Source organism: Ahrensia sp. 13_GOM-1096m (genome assembly GCF_000620605.1).
GTDB lineage: Bacteria > Pseudomonadota > Alphaproteobacteria > Rhizobiales > Rhizobiaceae > Ahrensia > Ahrensia kielensis.
Window position 1 is genome coordinate 175,034 of the sequence record NZ_KK211156.1, and the last position, 21,893, is coordinate 196,926.

The 21,893-nt window shown below is 49.4% G+C and carries 18 protein-coding genes and 1 riboswitch; of the genes, 15 read left to right on the forward strand and 3 right to left on the reverse strand.

The annotated features are described in order from the left end of the window. Positions 1-379 precede the first annotated feature (379 nt). The 6 genes from N530_RS18315 to N530_RS0114650 all read left to right on the forward strand — a co-directional run bounded on the left by N530_RS18315 (position 380) and on the right by N530_RS0114650 (position 9,372). Entirely contained in the window at positions 380-1,873 is a 1,494-nt protein-coding gene (locus N530_RS18315) for a cobyric acid synthase (RefSeq protein WP_051541035.1), read from the forward strand. 23 nt (positions 1,874-1,896) lie between these two features. Beyond that, positions 1,897-2,119: riboswitch (cobalamin riboswitch) on the forward strand. Between the two features lie 113 nt (positions 2,120-2,232). Next, complete coding sequence (gene cobU, locus N530_RS0114630) at positions 2,233-2,772, forward strand: bifunctional adenosylcobinamide kinase/adenosylcobinamide-phosphate guanylyltransferase (protein ID WP_026481297.1); 540 nt, start codon at positions 2,233-2,235, stop codon at positions 2,770-2,772. 3 nt (positions 2,773-2,775) lie between these two features. After that, positions 2,776-3,825 carry a cobalamin biosynthesis protein CobW gene (gene cobW, locus N530_RS0114635; protein WP_026481298.1) on the forward strand — a complete coding sequence of 350 codons (1,050 nt, stop codon included), beginning with the start codon at positions 2,776-2,778 and terminating at the stop codon, positions 3,823-3,825. Positions 3,826-3,831: 6 nt separating this feature from the next. Then, positions 3,832-7,527: a cobaltochelatase subunit CobN gene (gene cobN / locus N530_RS0114640; protein WP_026481299.1), complete on the forward strand. Its 3,696-nt coding sequence runs from the start codon at positions 3,832-3,834 to the stop codon at positions 7,525-7,527. Position 7,528: 1 nt separating this feature from the next. After that, a complete protein-coding gene (gene cobO, locus N530_RS0114645; protein WP_211097915.1) occupies positions 7,529-8,158 on the forward strand; it encodes a cob(I)yrinic acid a,c-diamide adenosyltransferase in 630 nt (209 codons plus the stop codon). 98 nt (positions 8,159-8,256) lie between these two features. Further along, positions 8,257-9,372 (forward strand): hypothetical protein, encoded by a 1,116-nt coding sequence (locus N530_RS0114650; RefSeq protein WP_026481301.1) that lies wholly within the window; start codon positions 8,257-8,259, stop codon positions 9,370-9,372. Here the strand turns inward: N530_RS0114650 and N530_RS0114655 are convergent. Continuing rightward, positions 9,369-10,127, reverse strand: coding sequence for a TSUP family transporter (locus N530_RS0114655; protein WP_026481302.1), 759 nt, complete (start codon positions 10,125-10,127; stop codon positions 9,369-9,371). The two genes, N530_RS0114650 and N530_RS0114655, sit on opposite strands and share 4 nt — an antisense overlap. 69 nt (positions 10,128-10,196) lie before the next feature. Here N530_RS0114655 and N530_RS0114660 point away from each other — a divergent pair, with 69 nt between their 5' ends. The 9 genes from N530_RS0114660 to N530_RS0114700 all read left to right on the forward strand — a co-directional run bounded on the left by N530_RS0114660 (position 10,197) and on the right by N530_RS0114700 (position 20,048). Next, positions 10,197-10,640, forward strand: a complete 444-nt coding sequence (locus tag N530_RS0114660; RefSeq protein ID WP_026481303.1) for a TerB family tellurite resistance protein — start codon at positions 10,197-10,199, stop codon at positions 10,638-10,640. A 216-nt stretch (positions 10,641-10,856) separates the two neighbouring features. Further along, the gene (locus N530_RS0114665; RefSeq protein ID WP_026481304.1) at positions 10,857-11,039 is read left to right on the forward strand and encodes a DUF6732 family protein; all 183 of its coding nucleotides are present in this window, start codon (positions 10,857-10,859) and stop codon (positions 11,037-11,039) included. Further along, positions 11,032-12,171: a sirohydrochlorin chelatase gene (locus tag N530_RS0114670; protein ID WP_026481305.1), complete on the forward strand. Its 1,140-nt coding sequence runs from the start codon at positions 11,032-11,034 to the stop codon at positions 12,169-12,171. The genes N530_RS0114665 and N530_RS0114670 overlap by 8 nt, the downstream gene beginning before the upstream one ends. Positions 12,172-13,075: 904 nt before the next feature. Continuing rightward, positions 13,076-13,708, forward strand: coding sequence for a precorrin-8X methylmutase (locus N530_RS19385; protein WP_026481306.1), 633 nt, complete (start codon positions 13,076-13,078; stop codon positions 13,706-13,708). Beyond that, entirely contained in the window at positions 13,708-14,910 is a 1,203-nt protein-coding gene (locus N530_RS0114680) for a bifunctional cobalt-precorrin-7 (C(5))-methyltransferase/cobalt-precorrin-6B (C(15))-methyltransferase (protein ID WP_026481307.1), read from the forward strand. Before N530_RS19385 ends, N530_RS0114680 begins: the two co-directional genes overlap by 1 nt. After that, entirely contained in the window at positions 14,907-15,644 is a 738-nt protein-coding gene (locus N530_RS0114685) for a precorrin-2 C(20)-methyltransferase (protein WP_026481308.1), read from the forward strand. The genes N530_RS0114680 and N530_RS0114685 overlap by 4 nt, the downstream gene beginning before the upstream one ends. Then, positions 15,637-17,454 carry a precorrin-3B C(17)-methyltransferase gene (gene cobJ, locus N530_RS0114690; protein ID WP_026481309.1) on the forward strand — a complete coding sequence of 606 codons (1,818 nt, stop codon included), beginning with the start codon at positions 15,637-15,639 and terminating at the stop codon, positions 17,452-17,454. The genes N530_RS0114685 and cobJ overlap by 8 nt, the downstream gene beginning before the upstream one ends. Then, a complete protein-coding gene (gene cobM / locus N530_RS0114695; RefSeq protein WP_026481310.1) occupies positions 17,451-18,224 on the forward strand; it encodes a precorrin-4 C(11)-methyltransferase in 774 nt (257 codons plus the stop codon). The genes cobJ and cobM overlap by 4 nt, the downstream gene beginning before the upstream one ends. A 162-nt stretch (positions 18,225-18,386) precedes the next feature. Then, positions 18,387-20,048, forward strand: coding sequence for a mucoidy inhibitor MuiA family protein (locus N530_RS0114700; protein ID WP_026481311.1), 1,662 nt, complete (start codon positions 18,387-18,389; stop codon positions 20,046-20,048). Here N530_RS0114700 and N530_RS0114705 read toward each other — a convergent pair. Both N530_RS0114705 and N530_RS0114710 read right to left on the reverse strand, forming a co-directional pair. After that, complete coding sequence (locus N530_RS0114705; protein ID WP_026481312.1) at positions 20,045-20,722, reverse strand: cobalt-precorrin-6A reductase; 678 nt, start codon at positions 20,720-20,722, stop codon at positions 20,045-20,047. The two genes, N530_RS0114700 and N530_RS0114705, sit on opposite strands and share 4 nt — an antisense overlap. Then, complete coding sequence (locus N530_RS0114710) at positions 20,719-21,849, reverse strand: cobalt-precorrin-5B (C(1))-methyltransferase (protein ID WP_035267268.1); 1,131 nt, start codon at positions 21,847-21,849, stop codon at positions 20,719-20,721. Before N530_RS0114710 ends, N530_RS0114705 begins: the two co-directional genes overlap by 4 nt. Positions 21,850-21,893 lie beyond the last annotated feature (44 nt).

Below are 21,893 nucleotides of genomic sequence, written 5' to 3' on the forward strand. Positions count from 1 at the left end.
TCAATATCAATGCAAGAATTGCATGATGTGGCTTTGAACGCGGAAATCGTTAACAAGTGTAAACAAAAAAAGTCATAAAAAGTGCAAAATTTAGACTTGGTTAAGGTCTCAATAACTTCGTGGTAACGATGTGTGTTTATAGATGTGAGGCAAGGCGTTCAATACAGCCTGCTCCGGATCAGGTACTGCGTACCGGAGAGAATTTCGCCACAGCGTATTTGTGGTAAGTTTTGAGTACTAACCGCATTGCAACACATAGTTGCAATGCGGTTTTTTACTTTAAATGAGGCTTACACGAAATTTGCGTGACGCAGCGTCATCTCTAGGGCGTTATATATTTACGCTTTTCGCTCATGATAAATTGAGCTACGCGATTATCATGACACTTTCTATTATGTTGCAGGGTACAGGCTCGGATGTTGGCAAGACCGTATTGGTTGCTGGCCTTTGTCGTGCGCTTAAAAATCGCGGCATGAAAGTTCGTCCCTTTAAGCCGCAAAACATGTCGAACAATGCAGCTGTTGCCGATGATGGCGGTGAAATCGGGCGAGCGCAGTGGTTGCAAGCGCTGGCGTGCGGTGTCGCGCCCAGTATTCACATGAACCCCGTATTGTTAAAGCCGCAATCGGATGTTGGCAGTCAAGTCGTTGTGCACGGTAAGGTAACTGGAAGCGCAAAGGGGCGGGATTATCAAAAACTAAAGCCCAAATTACTCGGCGCCGTTCTGGATAGTTTTGAGACACTCAAACAACAAGCAGACATTGTTGTTGTCGAAGGTGCAGGTTCACCAGCCGAAATCAATTTACGCGCTGGAGACATTGCCAATATGGGGTTTGCGACGCGCGCAAATGTACCTGTTATATTGGTTGGCGATGTTGATCGGGGCGGCGTGATTGCTTCGCTCGTGGGAACACACACAATTTTACCAGATCAAGACCGCGCTATGATCGCAGGTTTTCTTATCAATAAGTTTCGCGGCGATGTTTCGCTGTTTGATGATGGTTTAACGGCCATCACTGAATTTACAGGTTGGCGCGGATTTGGTGTTGTGCCCTGGCTTGCAGAGGCTGGAAAGCTGCCAGCGGAAGATTCTGTGGCGCTGGAGACATTGGTGCGGGCGGCATCCGGCAAGGCGCTGCAAGTTGCGGTGCTGGTCACGGACCGTATTTCCAACTTTGATGATTTTGATCCGCTGATTGCCGAGGATGATGTGGATGTTCATTTCATTCGCAAGGGTGAGGCCATTCCTGCCGACGCGCAAATCGTTATCTTGCCCGGTTCTAAATCAACTATCGCTGATTTGGCTTGTCTGCGCGCAAATGGATGGGATGTTCAATTATATGCGCACGCAAAGCGCGGCGGGCATATTGTTGGTATTTGCGGCGGCTATCAAATGCTCGGGCTGAAGATTGCTGATCCCAATGGTATTGAGGGCGCTGCTTGCACCATTGATGGGCTTGGCTTGTTGGATATTGAAACGATCATGTTGCCAAAGAAGAATGTGCGCAATGTAAGTGCACATAGTCCGGTTTTTGACGTGCCACTGACGGGTTATGAAATTCATATTGGTGAAACGTCTGGTGCAGATTGTCAGCGCCCGACAAGCATAATCGACGGACGTGCCGATGGCGCTATGAGTGCGGACGGAAAGATCATGGGTACTTATCTTCATGGTTTTTTTGATAATGGTGCGTTTCGGCGTGCTTGGCTTGCGAGCTTCGGTATTGCTTCGGCTGGCGGCAACCATTTGGACCGTGTTGAAGCGACGCTTGATGATCTTGCAGAACGCTTGGAACAATTACTGGATATTGATGCGATGCTGGCTGTTGCCAAACGCTATGAACAGAAAACTGCCTTAGCCTCTTCAATTTGATTGACGTTGCTTGCAACAAAGACCTAATGTTGGCGTGCAATGGTTCTAAAAATGCTTATGCATTTTTGGATGAAAAGGGAATGTGACAGGCGAACCCAAATCGGGCGCCTTTATCACTGCCGACCCCGCGACTGTAGAATGGTAAGCACACCGCGTCTTTATGAGACACCACTGGGATAGCCCGGGAAGGTAGATGTGCCGGATAAACCATGAGCCAGGAGACCTGCCTTTGCGATTGATCTGATAGGGCGGGCGTCCTGTGTCGGGCCAGATGTGTAGGCAGTTGGTTTGTGCTGGCAGTCTTCACCTTTAGGTTCGTTCAATGCGCTTGCTATGAAACGCAATGAGATGAACCGGACATGAGCGCAGCTTCTAATTTTGAGACAAAGGGCCGAGTAACGCTTGTTTTGGGCGGTGCGCGCTCGGGTAAATCGACATTTGCCGAAAATCTCGTCTTAAAGAGTGGTCTTTCACCTCATTATATTGCGACGGCGCAAATCTGGGACGATGAAATGCGTGCGCGCATTGATATGCACAAAGAGCGGCGAACCACTGGCTGGACCAACATTGAAGCACCTGATGATCTGGAATCTGCACTGCTAGAGGCGGATGGTGAAAGTCATATCATTCTTGTGGATTGCCTCACCTTATGGGTGACCAACCTTATGATGGGACAAGCCGATGTTGCGGCGCGTTCGCAAAAATTGCGCTCAGCATTGAGCGACATGAAAGCGCCGGTCGTGCTGGTCAGCAATGAGGTTGGGCTGGGCATTGTGCCTGAAAACGACATGGCGCGCGCGTTTCGCGATCACGCTGGACGACTACACCAAGAAATAGCCGCTATGGCGGATGAAGTTTATTTTATCGCAGCGGGATTACCGCTGAAAATGAAGGGCTAAACTATGTTGAACGCAAAAATTCCTGCCACCGTGATTACTGGCTTTTTGGGCGCAGGCAAAACAACAATGATCCGCAATCTGCTGCAAAACGCTAATGGCAAGCGCATTGCGCTGATTATCAATGAATTTGGTGATCTTGGCGTTGACGGCGATGTGCTGAAAGGCTGCGGCATCGATACATGCACCGAAGATGACATTGTTGAGCTTAACAATGGTTGTATCTGCTGTACCGTTGCGGACGATTTTATTCCAACAATGGAAAAATTGTTGGAACGCGAAAACCGCCCTGATCACATTATCATTGAAACGTCTGGTCTGGCGCTGCCACAGCCGCTTGTAGCAGCCTTTAACTGGCCTGAAATCAAAACGCAGGTCACCGTCGATGGTGTTATCACCGTGATTGATGCTGCTGCTGTATCTGAAGGGCGTTTTGCGCATGACCATGATAAGTTGGATGCACAACGTGCCGCTGACGAAGAGCTAGATCATGAAAGCCCGCTTGAAGAATTGTTCGAAGACCAAATTCGTGCAGCAGACATGATCGTGTTGAATAAATCAGACTTGATTGATGCTGACCGTCTTGAGGCTGTGAAGGCCATTGTTCAAAGCCAAACAGATCGCGCGCTCAAAATCGTGTCTGCTAAACATGGCGAACTGCCAATCGAAGTGCTGCTTGGACTTGGTTCGGCGACAGAAGGCGAGATTGAAAACCGTAAGTCTCATCATGAAATTCACCATGCTGATGGTCATGAGCACGACCATGATGAGTTTGAAAGCTTTGTTGTTGAGACAGGCGAAATTGCCGATACGGAAAAGTTTATTGCTGGGCTTAAAACAATCATTGCGGCTCATGATGTGCTTCGATTGAAAGGTTTCTGTGCTGTTCCGGGCAAGCCGATGCGTTTGGTTGTTCAAGCTGTTGGGCAGCGTATTGAGACTTATTTTGATCGTGCTTGGCAGGCAGGCGAAACGCCTTCATCACGTTTGGTGGTGATTGGTTTGCACGATCTGGATCAGGCCGCAATTGCTGCCGAAATCAAAGCTGCGGTTTAATCCAACATGCATTTATTGCTGGCGCAAAAAGGCTCGCTAACGGATGGCGATGGGGATGCGATTGATCTTGGTCAATCGCCCGCAGATATTTGCTTTTTATCTTCTGCTGATACCGAGCTTGCGAGCCTTGCGGAAGCTGCAGATGCGACCGCGTGCGATAATCTTCGATTAGCCAATATGCTTCAACTCAAGCATCCAATGTCGATTGATGCATGGATGGAGCGAACGGGCAATAAAGCAAAGCTTATCGTTGCGCGTCTTCTTGGCGGGAAAACCTATTGGAATTATGGTGTTGAAGCGCTGATGATGGCGGCGCAGCAACATGGCGTTCGCATCGCTCTATTGCCCGGCGATGATAAGCCAGATGCTGAACTTGCTGATTTGTCGACTATTTCCGTTTCCGATTATTGGGCGCTGTGGCAGTTTCTTGTGCAGGGCGGGGCATCGAATGCGCAAAGCTTTTTAGGTGCTTGCCATTCAATCGTGGATGGTCAGCCGATTGATGAAGAAGCGCGTCCATTGCTCAAAGCGGGTCTATTTGGCGCGCTTTATACAAGCAAGCAAGATCAACCGACTGCTGCAATTATCTTCTATCGTGCCTTGTTACAATCGGGGCAAACGGCACCCATTCATGCGCTTTGTACAGCACTGCAAGAACGCGGTGTTCGCCCACTGCCAATCTATATATCCAGCCTTAAGGACGAGGTGAGCGTTGCGACTGTTGCGCAATTGTTTGAAAAGCACGAGCCGGATGTTGTTTTAAACGCGACCGGATTTGCGGTTTCTACGCCCGGTGCCGACCGCAAGAAAACGGTGCTTGAATCCACAGGCGCGCCAGTGCTTCAGGTTGTGCTCTCAAGCTCAGATGAGGCAACATGGGATGCTTCTACCCAAGGGTTAAATTCACGCGATTTGGCGATGAATGTTGCCCTGCCTGAGGTCGATGGGCGTGTGTTGTCGCGGGCTATTTCTTTCAAATCTGCCGACGCGTTTAATGAGCGTGTGGAATGCAATATTGTTGCTCATAAGCCGGTTGCTGACCGTGTTGATTTTGTTGCTGATCTTGCGGCCAATTGGGCGCGGCTCAAGCGCACTCAAAACGTAGACAAACACATCGCCATTGTGTTGGCGAACTACCCCAACCGTGATGGGCGCCTCGCCAATGGTGTCGGCCTTGATACGCCCGCTGGAACTGTTGAGGTGCTGCGCGCAATGCGTGATGCGGGGTATAATGTTGGTGATATACCTGCTGATGGCGATGCGCTAATCGATCATTTGCGGGCGGGCCCAACAAATGCTGCTGTTAATGCGCGGGAGATTCGCGAAACGATTTCCTTGAATCAATACAATGAGATGTTCGCAAAACTTCCCGTTCAGATTCAAGATGAAGTCGCTGCGCGCTGGGGTGCGCCAGAAAATGATCCGTTCTTTGTCGATGGCAAATTTGCGCTGCCGCTTGCGCGTTTTGGTGAAACGCTTATCGGCATCCAGCCCGCACGCGGCTATAATATTGATCCGAAAGAAAGCTATCATTCGCCGGACCTTGTGCCGCCGCATGGTTATCTGGCGTTTTATATTTATCTGCGCGAAATCTATGGTGCGCATGCGGTCGTTCATATGGGCAAACATGGCAATCTGGAATGGTTGCCGGGCAAGGCTTTGGCGCTTTCTCAAACCTGTTATCCAGAAGCTGTGTTTGGTCCATTGCCGCATATTTATCCGTTTATCGTCAATGATCCGGGTGAGGGAACGCAAGCAAAGCGGCGAACCTCTGCTGTGATTATCGACCATCTGACCCCGCCGCTCACACGCGCAGAAACCTATGGGCATCTTAAAGATTTAGAGGCGCTGGTTGATGAATATTATGATGCTGCGGGAAATGATCCGCGCCGGCTAAAACTCTTAAAGAAGAACATACTCGAACTCGTGCGTGATATCGGACTTGATCATGATGCGGGAATTGCCAAACAAGACCGTGATGATGCTGCGCTGGAAAAGCTGGATGCTTATCTATGTGATCTCAAAGAGATGCAAATTCGTGATGGTCTGCACATTTTTGGCCTTGCACCAGAAGGCCGTTTGTTGACCGATTTGGTTGTTGCATTGGCACGTGTGCCGCGCAGTGCAGGCGAGGGAAAAGATGCGAGTTTACAGCGGGCAATTGCTACTGATTTCGCACTTGGGTTCGACCCATTGGATTGCAATCCGGCCCTGCCGTGGGACGGTGAGAAACCGCGCATTCTCATGGAGATTTGCGATGATGTTTGGCGCACAAACGGGGATGCGATTGAGCGCATAGAACTTTTTGCGGCGCAATTGGTAAGCGGCGAAACTGCTTGTGAAAGCCAATGGACAAATACACGAAACGTTCTTGAAGAAATAAACCAGCGCATTCGTCCTTCCGTTGTGGTGTGCGGACAGGCTGAACTGGACGGTATTTTGACCGCGATGGGCGGACAGTTCGTTGAACCTGGACCATCTGGTGCGCCGACACGCGGGCGGCCCGATGTTTTGCCGACAGGGCGAAATTTTTATTCGGTTGATACACGTGCCGTTCCAACTGAAACAGCTTGGACGCTCGGCAAGAAATCTGCCGAACTTTTGATCGTGCGTTATATGCAGGATAATGGCGAATGGCCGACGAGCTTTGCGCTCACTGCGTGGGGCACATCCAACATGCGCACGGGCGGTGATGACATTGCGCAGGCGCTTGCGCTAATCGGTGCAAAGCCAATATGGGACGGCGTATCGCGCCGTGTTACTGGCTATGAAATTATTCCAACATCGGTGCTGGGACGGCCACGTGTTGATGTGACTTTGCGCATATCTGGCTTTTTCCGCGATGCGTTTCCTGATCAGATTGCATTGTTTGATAAAGCGATACGGGCGATTGGCGCATTGGATGAAGATGAGGCCGATAATCCAATTGCTGCACGTATGGCAAAAGAGTGCACAGCGCTTGTCGATAAGGGAATGGATTTGTCGGCGGCTCAGGCGCAATCCGGCTACCGCGTATTTGGCTCAAAACCCGGTGCCTATGGCGCTGGTCTTCAAGCGCTTATTGATGAAAAGGGCTGGGCTGACAAAGCTGATCTTGCCGAAGCCTATATGGTTTGGGGCTCTTATGCCTATGGTGCGAAGGCTGAAGGCGAAGGCGCGCGCGGCATTTTTGAAACGCGGCTAAAGAGCGTGGAAGCTGTTGTACAAAATCAAGATAACCGTGAGCATGATTTGCTCGATTCTGATGATTATTATCAGTTTGAAGGTGGCATGAGTGCTGCTGTAGAGCACCTCAAAGGCGAGCAGCCTATTGTCTACCACAATGATCATTCGCGCCCTGAGCGGCCAGTTATTCGCACGTTAGAAGATGAAATTGGCCGTGTTGTGCGTGCGCGTGTTGTCAATCCAAAATGGATCGCAGGCGTGATGCGTCACGGTTATAAGGGCGCATTCGAGATGGCCGCAACAGTGGATTATATGTTTGCTTTTGCCGCAACAACGGGTGCGGTGAAAGACCATCACTTTGATGCTGTTTACAATGCGTTTCTGGTAGATGATGCTGTTCGTGAATTTATGGAAGCAAAAAACCCTGATGCGCTGCGCGAAATGGCCGATCGGCTGAATGAAGCAATAGAGCGCGGTCTATGGACGCCGCGCAGCAATTCAGCCAAATTTGATTTAGATGAGATAGTTGGAGCTTGATATGAGTGAAGAACAAAAGCCTGTGATCGACGATGTTGCAAAACACAACGCGAAAATGGCGAAGAAAAAAGCTGCGCGCGATAAAATCATGGCAACCAAGACCGATGAAAAGGGCCTTGTCATTGTTCATACGGGCAAAGGAAAAGGTAAATCCACAGCGGCATTTGGTATGATTTTCCGCAATATCGCGCATGGGCGAAAATGCTGCGTTGTGCAATTTATCAAGGGCGGCATGTCCACCGGCGAGCGCGATCTCATTCTTGCTAAGTTTGGAGATGTTTGTGGTTTTCATACGATGGGCGAAGGTTTTACTTGGGAAACACAGGACAAATCACGCGATATCGAAATGGCACAAGCTGCATGGGCAAAGGCCAAAGAAGAGATTTTAGACGAGAGCAACCACATGGTTTTGCTCGATGAAATCAACATTGCTATTCGCTATGATTACATCGACATCAATGAAGTCGTTAGCTTCTTGAATGAGCACAAACCTCATATGACGCATGTGGTTCTAACTGGCCGTAATGCAAAAGAAGAATTGATTGAAGCAGCCGATCTTGTCACTGAAATGGAGCTGATCAAGCATCCTTTCCGCAGTGGTATTAAAGCTCAAATCGGCGTGGAATGGTAAGAAAAATCTATGGTAATCAGTTTTAATATTACTGTTTAAATTTTGTAATTCTTAATATTCCCATTTTAAACTTCCTCTGCAGAACGCGGGGGAAGTGAATGGAAATCCAACCTATTAGTTCGATCGAATGTGTGTTGCTGCACAATCGCTTCTCGCCTTTGGCGCCTGAAAAAATCACAGCACATATCGCGAATTTAGCGGCCTTACTTGGTTGCCGCGGCGATTGCCATATGATTTCCGAATTGGGCCGGCCGCCCGTTTTTACTGTTGGTGATTACCGGATCACGATTATTCAAGAGAATAAGCCGTTGCCGATTGAAGGCTTCGGTGGGTGTCTTCCGCAGCCTATTACAAAAATGATGATGCCGGATGCGGAGCAGCGTGTTGCTAACCACAGCGCTCATAGCTTTGTGAAGATTGCGCGTAACCTTGCTTTGCATGATTATGATATTGTGCCAAATCTTGACGATGAGACGTCTGATAATTTTGTTTCAACACAAGATTCATTGCGCGCCATGACGCTTGCCTACCGGATTGCAGATGTCATGCATCGCAATAATCAGGCGACCGCTTTCCACTGGCTGCCAAGCGATTATCTGGTTTCGCCGCAAGCTTTTGAACAGGCAGGCAGTGAGGCTTCCCTGACCAGCTTTTTCATCCGCCCTTATCTTTATTCAAGCGATGGCTATATTAATGATCAAGGGCCGGTTGGAATGGTGGCAAATGGTTCACAATATCTGCTGCCAAAACCGGTTATTTTCAAAGAGGCGAATGTTTCATATGAGTGGATGATCAAGCGTTCCATTCAGTTTATCGATATGGCTATCAAAGCGGATGCGGTTCCTGCAAATGGCGCACCTTTTGGTGTTGCTGAAGGTGAAATTATCGAAGTGTTTCATCAGCCGCCGGAACCTGCAAACCCGATGGGCGCTTTCATGTTGGTACCGCGCAATGTGCCCGAATTTGGCATCAAGGGTGGTTTGCATTCCATATTGAAAGAAGAATTGCTTGACGATGATATAGAAGAGCGCGCTCTTGACGAGTTGAATAAAGATGATCCCATTGATCTGGCGATCTTAAATGCACTGCGTGATCGAATGCAGGAAGCGCAAAATCCAACGGTTCTTCCACGGGTTCAAGATCGCCGAATGGGACCGCGTGAAACGCATAGGGCCGCTACATTTGGAAAGCGCAAAACGTTCGGCAAGCGCTAGTAATATTGATCGAAGAGTAGTTTTGCCGCCAAGGCTATACAGGTCAATGTGAGCAGCGGTTTAATAATGCGGGAGCCTTGCTTCATAGCCAGTCTTGCGCCGACTTGAGCGCCTGCAAATTGTGCAATACCCATCAAAATTCCAAGCTTCCAAACCACTGCGCCAGCGAGCGCCAGCACGACAAAGCCGCCAATATTGGAAGCAAAGTTGAGAAGCTTTGTGTGCGCGGTTGCTTTTAAAATGCCAAAGCCGGACAGCATTACAAAAGCGAGCATGAAGAATGAACCGGCTCCGGGGCCGAAAAAACCATCATAGAAGCCGATAAGCGGCACTATTGTTGCTATGAACACAAATGGCGTTAATCTTTGCGCGCGATCAACATCATCAAGACCAGGCTTGAACCAAAAGAACAGCGCTATGGCGATCAGCAGCGCAGGTAATATGAGACGAATATTTTCCGATGGAAGCTGTGTGATTAGTATCGCCCCAACGCAGGACGCTAATCCCGATATGATAGCAGGAACGATTTGCTTTTTCAGGTCCACATGGCCTTTAGATGCATAGGTAAAAGCAGCGGAGCCAGAGCCGAAAAGCCCCTGTAATTTGTTTGTGGCCAAGGCTTGAAGCGGCGGCAAACCTGCAATGAGTAGCACTGGCAATGTGACGAGGCCGCCGCCGCCTGCAATTGAATCAATGAAACCAGCAAAAAAGGCTGCGAATACTAACAGGATGATGATTTCATTGCTTGCTGACATATCATTCCATGATCATAGTAGGGGCGTATTGGCAAGTGCTAAACTGCCAGACATGGATTGGGGAATATAATGGGCGACGAAAAACCGCAAAGTCTTTTTGCTAAAGTTAAATCCATGATTGAAACGGATAAAAATGTCCGTTTGGTTGCGGGCGATCCGACACTGAGTGCGGAGCTCTTATTGCTCTTTCGAATGATTTTGGCTGATGGCACAGTGCGTGAAGTCGAGATTGATATGCTCAAACGCATATGCGCTGAAGAATTTGACGTCACGCCCAGTGCGCTTGATGCCATATATAAATATCTTGCCGACATGGCCTACGAAACATCTGCAACGCAATCAGCTGAAATGTTTAAAGAGCTCAGTCTTGAGCGACGTCAAAAATTGCTCGATCATATGATTGCAATTGCCGAGGCCGATGGTGAGCTGGTTGCATCAGAAGTTAAGCTTATCGAGCGAACCGCGACACTGCTTGGATTCGACTTAAAATCGCATGGGCCTATTGCCGATTAAAAACTTTTGCATCCTGAGTTTCTATGATTGACCCATAGGTTTTTAATGCCTAGGTTCGACCGATTACCGGTGGTGCTATTTTATGATGGCCAGAACGGGGGTTGTTAATTGGTTGACCCAGATCGGGGACCTTGAACAAACGCTGCCGAACTGAAGATCTTGGTTCTTAATTGAACTCGAGTGCCCTTGGTAATGCCAATAGCAATTGAGGGACTTATGATGCTTAGAATTTTCGTTACACTTCTTTCTTCCATTCTTGCAACGAACGCATTTGCGCATGCAGGTCATGTCGAACTTAAAGATGGTCATGGGCATCATCTGCTCTATGCAGGTGCTATAATTGCCGTTGCAATTCTTGCTGCACTCTACGTAAAGTTTGGCAAATCAAACAATGTTTGATAACGCGCCCGACGGCAAAAAATACGGTGTCATGATCTGCGGTCATGGCAGCCGTAACCAGAATGCGGTTGGTGAGTTTGCAAAGCTTGCTGAACGTATGCGTGAGCGGTTTCCTGATGTGCCCGTTGACTATGGCTATTTGGAATTTGCCAACCCTGTTATTCACCAAAGCATTGATGCGCTTAAAGCCAAAGGTGTGAACCATGTGCTGGCTGTGCCGGGCATGTTGTTTGCTGCTGGTCATGCGAAAAATGATATTCCATCAGTGCTGAATACATACCAAGCGCAAAACCGCGACATCACTGTCGATTATGGCCGCGAATTGGGCATTGATATGCGGATGATCCGCGCTGCTGGTGCACGTATTAAAGAAGCGCTTGTCGCCTCTGGGTGGAAAGAGGGCGAAAGCCTGCATGATTCCATGCTGGTTGTTGTTGGGCGCGGTGCTTCTGATCCTGATGCCAACTCCAATGTTGCCAAAGTTATGCGTATGCTTTGGGAAGGCTTGGGTTTTGCGTGGGGCGAGACAGCCTATTCTGGCGTTACGTTTCCGCTGGTTGAGCCCGCGCTCGAACATGTTTCTAAGCTTGGGTACAAACGTATCGTTGTTTTCCCATATTTTCTTTTTACCGGCGTATTGGTCAAACGTATTTATACGCACACCGATATTGTTGCCGCAAAACATCCCGATATTGAGTTTATCAAGGCTGGTTATTTAAACGACCATGATTTGGTGATCGACACGATGGTTGAGCGCGTGCGCGAAATCATTGAGGGTAGCAACAATATGAACTGCCAGATGTGTAAATATCGTGAGCAGGTTCTTGGGTTTGAAGCTGAAGTTGGTTTGGCGCAAGAAAGCCACCATCATCATGTGGAAGGTCTTGGCGGCGCGCCCGTCAATTGTCCATGCGATGGTGACTGTGATGCGTCATGTCGCGATGAAGCATTTTGTGCCAAGCACGGTCTTGAGTGGACGCCGATTCATTCGCACGACCACGAGCATGACCATGATCACGCACACGATCACGACCATCATCATGACCACGCTCATAGCCATGATGATCATCACCATCACCCATATCCGCAGGCAGACCACCCGCTTGGTCCGCGCACATTGAAAAAGAACTGAGCACACTGCCGTGGCGCTGTTTGACAGATATTTGATTGTGGATTGGTCTGCAGCGAACGCACCCAAAATGGGTAAAGACTCAATTTGGGTTGCGTTGTGCGATGGCACCGAGTTGCAATGGGTGCGTAATCTGGCAACGCGGTTTGAAGCTATGGCGCTTGTGCGGGAGGTTATTGCTGACAGTTTGGCTTCCCGTAAACGTCTTTTTGCTGGCTTTGATTTTGCCTTTGGTTATCCGCAAGGTGTTGCCGAACGCATTAGCAGTTCTGCAGATTGGCAAAGTGTTTGGGAACGGTTTTCGGCACTTGTTTCAGACAATGCCGACAATCATTCAAACACATATGAAACAGCTGGAACTCTCAACCAAACGGCTTTTGACGGCGTGGTTGATGGTCCTTTTTGGGGACATCCACACCAGCATGGGGAGCGTTATCTCGGTCTTGCGCCAACAAAGCCAAGCCATGCTTTTGGCATGATCCGCGAGTTTAGGCGCGTGGAGCGGGTTTATAAAAGCGCAAAATCTCTATGGCAAATGGCAGGTGCAGGCGTCGTCGCTGCGCAGTCGATGACAGGTATAAAACATCTGCAATCCTTGCGCGAAGATATGGCGCTGAAAGATCATATTGCTGTTTGGCCTTTTGAAACAAAGTTTAATGATGACCTTTCAAAATCGGTTGTGATCGCAGAAATTTATCCGTCAATTTTTCCGATTGAACAGGGCGACGACGAGGTCAAAGATGCGGCGCAAGTGCGCACGGTGGCACAGGTGTTTTCACAAGCCGATGCGCAGGATGGCTTTGCCTATTGTCTGTCATGTCCTGAAGATTTGAATGGTACTGATCGCGGGATTGTCGAGCGCGAAGAAGGCTGGATTGTGCGTGCGCCAAAGGTTCAGCCCGCCGGATTGGATTACATTCGTGATCCTGCAGAAATTTATAAGCAGTCCTTTGCAACTGTGATGCGCGAGGCGAATTTATCGAGTCTTCCCAGTGGTATGCGCGAAGTTGCTGTCAGATTGATTCATTCTTGCGGGATGATTGATATCGTTGATGATATCGCTTTTTCGACTGGTGCGGTGAAGGCTGGAACGGCTGCGCTTAAAAATGGTGCGCCGATTATTTGTGATGTTGAAATGGTGCGTCACGGCATCATCAAACGTCATTTAATGCATGACAATGAGTTGCTTTGTGCGATTGCCGATGAGGCAACCCGCACCCTCGCTGGTGATATGCAAAATACACGCAGCGCAGCGGCGATGGATATTTTGAAAGATCATTTGGGCGGTGCAGTGGTGGTGATCGGCAATGCGCCGACTGCGCTTTTCCGCTTGCTTGAATTGATTGATGATGGCGCGGAGAAGCCAGCGCTTATCATCGGTATGCCTGTTGGATTTGTTGGTGCGCTTGAAAGCAAGGAAGCGTTGATCGCAGATAATCGCGGAGTGCCTTACATCGCTGTGCGTGGTCGCCGCGGTGGCAGCGCTATGGCATCGGCAACGCTCAATGCGCTGGCTGGCGGCTTGAAAGGTGGTCTTTGATGAGCACAGCTTGGCTTAATATTATCGGTATCGGTGAAGATGGTATTGACGGTCTATCGCAAGAGGCACGGGCGCTGATTAGCGCTGCGGAAATCATCATTGGCGGGGGTCGCCATCATAAATTGGCCGATGCGCCCAATGCGACGCGCATTAAATGGCCGTCACCTTTTGATGCGATGATTGATACGATTAAAAGCTATAAGGGAAAATCTGTCGTTGTTTTGGTGACGGGTGATCCACTTTGGTATTCGGTTGGCGCACGTATTGGCCGCGCTATTCCTGCAGCTGAAATTGCTTATCATCCACAATTGTCTGCCTTCCAATGGGCGGCGGCTCGGCTTGGCTGGTCCTTGGCAGATGTTGAAACGCTGACCGTGCATGGCCGTGCGGCCGAACAGATCGTTCCATATTTTGCGCCGGATGTGCGTTTGCTCATTTTGACAAAAGACAAAACATCGCCTGAAACGGTCGCAGAACTGCTTGTTGATCGCGGCTATGGCGCATCTAAAATGACGGTACTTGCCGCACTTGGGGGCCCAAACGAGGCGCGGTTTGAAGGTGTTGCAGAAAGCTGGAAACATGATGTTCCAGATTTCCACACTCTAGCCGTTGAATGTGTTGCTGGGGCAGGGGCGCAGATATTGCCGCGCACTGGTTTGCCCGATGATGCCTTTGTTCATGATGGCAAAATGACCAAGCGTGCTGTTCGGGCGTTAGCACTGTCTAAGCTCGCCCCAACACGCGGCGCATTGCTCTGGGATATTGGCTGTGGGTGCGGCTCTATTGCAATCGAATGGATGCGCGGTGCACCAGAAGCGCAAGCCATTGGTTTGGAGCCGCGCGAAGATCGCCGTGCTATGGCGCAGCAAAATGCTGCGCAGCTCGGCACGCCCAAGCTTAAATTAGTGGACGGGCAAGTGCCTCACTCTTTGGGTGGGTTGCCTGCGCCAGATGCTGTGTTTATCGGCGGCGGCTTATCAATGGAGACTGTCGCGGCTTCAATTGATGCTTTGAAACCTCATGGCCGTCTTGTTGCCCATGCTGTAACGCTTGAAAGCGAAGCTGTGCTGCTGGAAGTTTTTGCAAAACATGGCGGCGAGCTGCAACGCATTTCCGTGGAAAGTGTCATTGATGTTGGTTCTTTTCACGGCTGGAAACCTTCTATGCCTGTGACGCAGTGGTCATGGAGTAAAGACCTATGAGCGGTAAACTTTATGGCGTGGGCGTTGGGCCGGGCGATCCGGAACTTATTACGATCAAAGCGCACCGCATTTTGCAATCCTGTCCGGTTGTTGCCTATCCGGCACCTGATAGCGGGCAAAGCTTTGCTCGGTCTATTGTTGCCGAATATCTGAGTGCTGAACAAATTGAGCTTCCCATCATTGTGCCGATGCGTGTTGAGCGGTTTCCAGCCGCTCAAGTATATGATGAAGCATCTGAAAATATTGCGGCGCATCTTGATGCTGGCCGTGATGTGGTGGTTCTTTGTGAAGGTGATCCGTTCTTTTATGGATCCTTCATGTATGTTTATGAGCGCTTGGCTGAGCGCTATGATTGCGAAGTCGTGCCGGGTGTTTCATCTATTATGACGGGTGCTGCGATGAGCGGCATTCCGCTTGCTGCGCGCAATGATGTTCTGACAATTTTGCCGGGGCCTTTGCCAGATGATGAATTGCGTGCACGCATTAATGCGGCTGATGCACTCGTCATTATGAAAGTTGGCCGCCATCTTGCGCGTATTCGCACATTGATGGGCGAAATGAACCTGCTTGATAAGGCAGTTTACCTTGAGCGCGTGAGCCTTGCCGAACAACGCACCATGCGCCTTGCTGATATGACGGACGAAACCGCTCCCTATTTTTCTATGATCACGATTTACAAAGGCGCAGAGCCTTGGATCGACACCGCTAATATGAATGTGACAAAATATGACTAAGCAAACTGCCATTATTGTGCTGAGCGAATCTGCGCTTCCGGTTGCGCGGAAAATCGCAGAAGCAACAAACGGCGTTATTCACGCGCAGAAAAAACGTGTATCTGGCGCTGAATTGACGCCAATCGACGATCTGCGTGCACATGTTCAAGCGCTGTTTTTAGATGGCACGCCCATTGTTGCCGTGATGGCTTCGGGTGCATTGATACGGTTGCTCGCTCCAGTGCTCAGTGACAAAATGAACGAGCCAGCTGTGCTTGCCGTTTCTGAAAATGGGGCAAGCATTGTGCCGCTTTTGGGTGGGCATCATGGTGCCAATGATTTAGCGCGTGAAATCGCAGACGCTTTGAATGGTTTTGCAGCTGTGACCACGGCGGGCGATGTGAAGTTTGGTGTTGCGCTTGATAATCCGCCCGATGGTTTTGTTCTGGCCAATCCTGAAGCTGCAAAAGAAGTTATGGCTTCCCTTGTCGCAGGCGCAACGGTCAAGCTTGAAGGCCAAGCTGAATGGCTGACGGCAAGTGCATTGTCATTTGCTGATGATGGCGCTGTATCAATTGTGGTCACGGATCAAACCTATGCGCCAAGCGCAAACCAATTGGTTTATCACCCTAAAAACATCGTTATTGGTGTTGGCTGTGAACGTGGTTGCCCTGCCGAAGACTTGCAAGAGTTAGTTTTAGAGCAGTTGAGCAAGGCTAATCTTTCGCAGCATTCCATTGCGTGCATCGCTTCGATTGATGTGAAGTCAGATGAGGCAGCTGTTCATGCCTTGGCAAACCATTTTAATGTTCCTGCACGGTTCTTCGATGCAGCTTCTTTGGAAGCGGAGACAGCGCGATTGCAAAACCCATCCGATGTGGTTTTTGCCGAAGTTGGCTGCCACGGTGTATCGGAAGGCGCAGCATTGGCATCTGTTGGCGGCGATGGTGATTTGATCGCCCCGAAAGCTAAAACTAAAAAATCGACATGTGCGATAGCGCGTGCCGCAAAACCAATGACGGCGCTTGCAGGCAGGGCGCGGGGCACTGTGTATGTTGTCGGCATTGGGCCCGGATCAGAAGCATGGCGTTCGCCAGAAGTCAGCCGCATGGTTTTGAAATCCACAGACCTTGTGGGCTATTCGCTTTATCTTGATCTGCTTGGACCTTTGGCCAATGGCAAGCAGAGGCATGATTTTGATCTTGGCAAGGAAGAAGATCGCGTGCGCCATGCGATGGAGCTTGCAGGCGAAGGCAAAGATGTTGCGCTCGTATGTTCAGGCGATGCGGGCATCTATGCGATGGCGACATTGATCTATGAGCTTTTCGACAAAGGCGGTATTACGGATGCTGCGCAGCGCATTGAAGTTATCTGCTCGCCGGGTATTTCTGCATTGCAGGGGGCAGCTGCACGTTCTGGTGCACCGCTTGGCCATGATTTTTGCACGATTTCATTGTCTGATCTCTTGACGCCTTGGGCCGATATTCAAAGACGTGTTCGCGCTGCTGGTGAAGGTGATTTTGTGATTGCCTTTTACAATCCAGTCTCAAAAAAGCGCCGGACGCAGCTTGCTTGGGCGCGCGATGAATTACTCAATCATCGACCTGCCACTTCGCCTGTTATTCTAGCAACAAATCTTGGCCGTGACGGTGAAAAGGTGCGCATTGTGCCGCTCGGCGAATTGAATGTTGATGATGTCGACATGCTGACGGTCGTTATCGTTGGCTCATCGGATAGCCGTGTTGTTACGACTGGCGATGGCAAATCATGGGTTTACACACCGCGCGGTTATAGCGGCAAAGACACAACACAAATGGAGAGCACACGATGACCGTCTATTTTATTGGCGCAGGACCGGGCGCGCCTGACCTCATCACTGTTCGCGGATTGCGGTTGATCGAAAATTGCCCTGTTTGCCTTTATGCAGGATCATTGGTGCCAACAGAAATTGTCGAAGCTGCGCCAGATGATGCGTTGGTTATGGATACTGCGCCAATGCATCTTGATCAAATCATTGAAGAGATCAAAAAGGCGCATGAACTTGGCCAAGATGTTGCCCGTGTTCATTCCGGTGATCCGGCGATTTATGGCGCTGTAGCTGAACAGATGCGCCGCCTTGATGCGCTTGGTATTGATTATGATGTTGTGCCGGGCGTGCCAGCTTTTGCTGGTGTTGCTGCAAAGCTTAAGACCGAGCTTACATTGCCGGAAATTGCACAAACGATCATCGTGACTCGCACAGGCATGAAAGCTTCTGCGATGCCAGACGGTGAGCAACTCGAAATTCTTGGGCAATCCAAAGCAACGCTTGCGATCCATTTGTCGATCAGAAATCTGGATTATATTCGCCGTTCGCTAGAGCCTTATTATGGTGATGATTGTCCGGTGGTGATTGCTTATCGCGCGACATGGCCCGATGAGCTTTATATCAAGACAACGCTGGCGGGGATGAAAGAAGAAGTGCGCAAGCATAAAATTACGCGTACAGCGCTGATTATGGTTGGTAAAGTTTTTGGCGATGTCGAGTTCCGCGATAGTGATCTTTATAATGCTGATTACGCCCATGTGCTTCGCAATAAAGGGAAAAAGAAAGCGAAATAACCTGGCGGGTATGCGTCTCGCAAAATTTCGCTTTCCCAGTCTGGAAACCGCTATCACTTTTCTTGAAACTGTTTGTTGGCCCTGTAATGGTCACAAACCGGTCTAATTCAGACCAAGTTTTCACGGAATGAAACGTACAGTTATAAAACTGGAGGGGTTTTCATGAAAACAATATCATTGGCAATTTTGCTTTCGACAACGATGCTTGGTTCGGCTTTTGCCGATGAGTTTAAATTTTCATCTGCGGTTGATGCTGTAACCGTTTTTCCGCGGGGCGCAGAAGTTGAGCGTGTCGCGACAGGCGAGATGAAGCAGGGCACGCATGTTGTGCTGATTGAAAATCTACCTGCGGATATTTCAGCCGATAGCGTGCGGGTGGAAGGTGTAAGCGATGGCGATATTTCGATCGGTTCTGTCGATGTGCGGCAGGTCTATCTTTCACGCAATGAAAACCCCGAAGATCGACTTAAGATAGAATTACAGATTGAAGCGCACAATGATGAGCATATGAGGCTTGATCAAGCTATCTCGGATACGGATTTGCAGCGCTCAATGTTGCAAAATCTGATTTCAAATGCGGGCAAGCCTAATCAGGGTGATGCAAGCAATGTTCTTTCCGCATTTGAGGTCGCCGATCTGCTTGATGGAGCGGCGCAGCGCCTTGATGCTTATGCCAAGCGGACGATTGATGCGCGCGCGAGCCAACGCGATATTCAGCGCCAAATTCAGGATTTACAAGGTCAGATCGCGCAGCTTGCGCCAAATGAAGAATTGCGCTCTGTCGTGGCAATTAATCTTGATGCAAAAGATGCAGGACAGGCTTCATTTAAGATAAAATATGCCATCCGCGATGCGGGGTGGCAGGCCGTCTATGATGCTGAATTATCGTTGGGTGATGGTACAGATCCAACAATGGAAATTGTACGCCGTGCCAATGTGCGTCAATCGACGGCTGAAAGCTGGGACAATGTTGCACTCACACTTTCAACGGCACGCCCGTCCACGCGCACTGCTGCACCTGATTTATCTTCGTTTGAAATAAACCAGATAAAGCCCATGGCGCGTTCAGCATCGAAGGTTCAAGCGTTGGAAGATAGTGTTCGTTTAAGCTATGCTGATGTCGCAGAGCCAGAGGTATTGGCTGTAGCCGCACCAATGGGAAATATGGCTCAGCAAACAGCGATTATGGAAACGGGCGGCTATCAAGCAACCTATGCAATCGCGGGAAAAGTGACGATTACCAATACGGGTGAAACCAAATCCGTGGTTATGGGCGAAGATAATTTTGATGTTGATGTGAGCGCCTATGCGGTTCCGCGTTTGGATGCAGCGGCCTATTTAATCGCTGGTTTTACGCTCAAGGGCGATGCGACTTACTTGCCGGGTCCAGTGCTGCTGTCACGCGATGGCGCTTATATTGGGCGCGGGCAAATGCCAATGCTTGCTCCTAATGATACGCATGATTTGAGCTTTGGTCAGGACGATTTTGTTACTGTTGAATTTGTTGAGACAGATAAAAAAGAAGGTGAAACTGGCCTCATTTCCGCGTCATTGACCAATGAGCGTAGAGCCGTGACCACGATCAAAAACCTCCATGGATTTCCGATGGATGTTACGATTGTGGACCGATTGCCGGTTGCCAACCATGAGGACATTAAAGTTGCCATGTTGGCCGGAACAACGAAGCCGACGCAAGAAGATGTTGATGGTAAGCGCGGCATTTTGCATTGGGATTTGAATATGGAAGCCGGCACGGCGACAAAAGTTGATTTCGGTTATCGGGTCACATGGCCAAAGGCGATGGATGTTTCCCCGTTAAACTAAGTATTTTGCCCAATAATAATAACGGGGATTTTCAAGGCGCGTGCTGCTTCAATTTTGGCATATGCGCCTTGGCCACCTGAATTGCGGCAAACGATATGTGTGATGGAGAACTGCTTTAAAAGCGCAGTTTCATCTTCTATGTCGCCGGGCTTTCCAATGATAATTTGATGGTTCGGCAACGACAATTGTGTGGATGGTTCATCGACCATGCGCACTATGAAGTGCACGTCGCTCCGCGTTTTGAAAATATCAATATATTGACTGCCAAGCGCTAAAAGAACGCGGGCACCAATTGGAATTGCTTTGCGCGCATCTTCCAATGTTGTGACTTCAATCCAAAGATCGTCTTGTGATTTTTGCCAAGGTTGGCGCGTTCTGATTTCTAATTTAATGCCAGTATTAACCGCCGCGATTTTCGCATTTTTAGATATGTTTTTTGCAAATGGATGCGTGACGTCGATGAGGCGCGTGATATTGTTTTGAGTTAAGAACCTAGCCAAACCTTCTGCACCGCCAAATCCGCCAATGCGCACTTCGCCTGCAACAGGCGATGGTTCTTTTGTGCGTCCAGCGAGCGAAGAAATGATGCGTGCTTGCGGCAATTCCAAGACAAGTTTTTCTGCCAATTCAGCGGCTTCTTTTGTGCCGCCTAAAATCAAAATGGTTTGGCTCATGAACCGTTAAATCCGGTTTGATGAAGCACACTTCCTTTGCGGTCCACAATCATAATTTCCACATCAACGGGAGCGTCACGCAGCACGTTCAGTGCTGTTTGTCGCGCGAGATCAGCAATTGGGGCGGTTAAGTCGATATTGTTTGTGCGAGTCAAATCAAGCACTTGTGCCGCTGTGTTTGCATTTAGAATCTGGTCCTTAAGATTTTGATTCAAAGGTGACTTAACGTCAGTTTTTTCAGTGAGTGCGGCTAGAAAATTCATGTCGACTTGGCTGCGGCCAGAGTGGAGATCAACAGCGCCTTGGGCGAGCTTGACGATCTTAGCAAAGCCGCCTGCAATGGTGATTTTATCGATTGGATGCTCACGCAAATATTTTAAAAGACCGCCTGCGAAATCTCCCATATCGAGTTGTGCAATTGCCTCAAATCCATAGACCTTGATGGCAGCATCTTCTGATGTTGAGCCGGTTGAGCCGAGTACATGGTTGATGCCTGCCGCCCGTGCAACGTCGATACCGCGGTGGATGGAGTGTATCCACGAAGAGCATGAAAAAGGATGCACAATGCCCGTAGTTCCCAAAATGGAGAGACCGCCCTTTATGCCAAGGCGCGGGTTCCACGTTTTTTGCGCAAGTGCTTCGCCGCCCGGAATAGAAACGGTAATTTTGAAGTTCGGCGCAACGCTTTGCTGGGCGCAAATTTCGTGCACAATATTGGTCATGAGTTGACGTGGTACGGGATTAATCGCTGCTTGCCCGACAGGCAAAGGCAGGCCTTCAAGCGTAATTGTGCCCACACCTTCGCCTGCTGCAAACACGATGCCTATCTCTGATGGTTCGACTGTAACGCATATCATCGCGCCATGGGTAATGTCTGGATCATCGCCAGCGTCTTTAATGATTGCGGCTTGTGCAAAGTTACGCTCAAGTTTCTCTGTGGCGAGAGCAAAAGCAGGTTGTTCACCCTTGGGCAATGTGATTGAAACTGGATCAGGAAACTTGCCTGTGAGCAAAGCGGTTAACGCAGCTTTTGTTGCAGCCGTTGCGCACGCGCCTGTTGTCCAGCCGCGTCGCAATGGACCATCGGGTTTTCGCAAACCGGCATCCGGTTCATCTGCTTGTGGCATATTGTTCATAAGCGTTTTATACTCTGATGAGAGACTTACCGAAA

Excerpts from the sequence above, each read along its gene's own strand:
- N530_RS18315 (WP_051541035.1), top strand. The coding sequence starts at position 380 with ATGACACTTTCTATTATGTTGCAGGGTACAGGCTCGGATGTTGGCAAG.
- cobU (WP_026481297.1), top strand. The coding sequence starts at position 2,233 with ATGAGCGCAGCTTCTAATTTTGAGACAAAGGGCCGAGTAACGCTTGTT.
- cobW (WP_026481298.1), top strand. The coding sequence starts at position 2,776 with ATGTTGAACGCAAAAATTCCTGCCACCGTGATTACTGGCTTTTTGGGC.
- cobN (WP_026481299.1), top strand. The coding sequence starts at position 3,832 with ATGCATTTATTGCTGGCGCAAAAAGGCTCGCTAACGGATGGCGATGGG.
- cobO (WP_211097915.1), top strand. The coding sequence starts at position 7,529 with ATGAGTGAAGAACAAAAGCCTGTGATCGACGATGTTGCAAAACACAAC.
- N530_RS0114650 (WP_026481301.1), top strand. The coding sequence starts at position 8,257 with ATGGAAATCCAACCTATTAGTTCGATCGAATGTGTGTTGCTGCACAAT.
- N530_RS0114655 (WP_026481302.1), bottom strand. The coding sequence starts at position 10,127 with ATGTCAGCAAGCAATGAAATCATCATCCTGTTAGTATTCGCAGCCTTT.
- N530_RS0114660 (WP_026481303.1), top strand. The coding sequence starts at position 10,197 with ATGGGCGACGAAAAACCGCAAAGTCTTTTTGCTAAAGTTAAATCCATG.
- N530_RS0114665 (WP_026481304.1), top strand. The coding sequence starts at position 10,857 with ATGATGCTTAGAATTTTCGTTACACTTCTTTCTTCCATTCTTGCAACG.
- N530_RS0114670 (WP_026481305.1), top strand. The coding sequence starts at position 11,032 with ATGTTTGATAACGCGCCCGACGGCAAAAAATACGGTGTCATGATCTGC.
- N530_RS0114680 (WP_026481307.1), top strand. The coding sequence starts at position 13,708 with ATGAGCACAGCTTGGCTTAATATTATCGGTATCGGTGAAGATGGTATT.
- N530_RS0114685 (WP_026481308.1), top strand. The coding sequence starts at position 14,907 with ATGAGCGGTAAACTTTATGGCGTGGGCGTTGGGCCGGGCGATCCGGAA.
- cobJ (WP_026481309.1), top strand. The coding sequence starts at position 15,637 with ATGACTAAGCAAACTGCCATTATTGTGCTGAGCGAATCTGCGCTTCCG.
- cobM (WP_026481310.1), top strand. The coding sequence starts at position 17,451 with ATGACCGTCTATTTTATTGGCGCAGGACCGGGCGCGCCTGACCTCATC.
- N530_RS0114700 (WP_026481311.1), top strand. The coding sequence starts at position 18,387 with ATGAAAACAATATCATTGGCAATTTTGCTTTCGACAACGATGCTTGGT.
- N530_RS0114705 (WP_026481312.1), bottom strand. The coding sequence starts at position 20,722 with ATGAGCCAAACCATTTTGATTTTAGGCGGCACAAAAGAAGCCGCTGAA.
- N530_RS0114710 (WP_035267268.1), bottom strand. The coding sequence starts at position 21,849 with ATGCCACAAGCAGATGAACCGGATGCCGGTTTGCGAAAACCCGATGGT.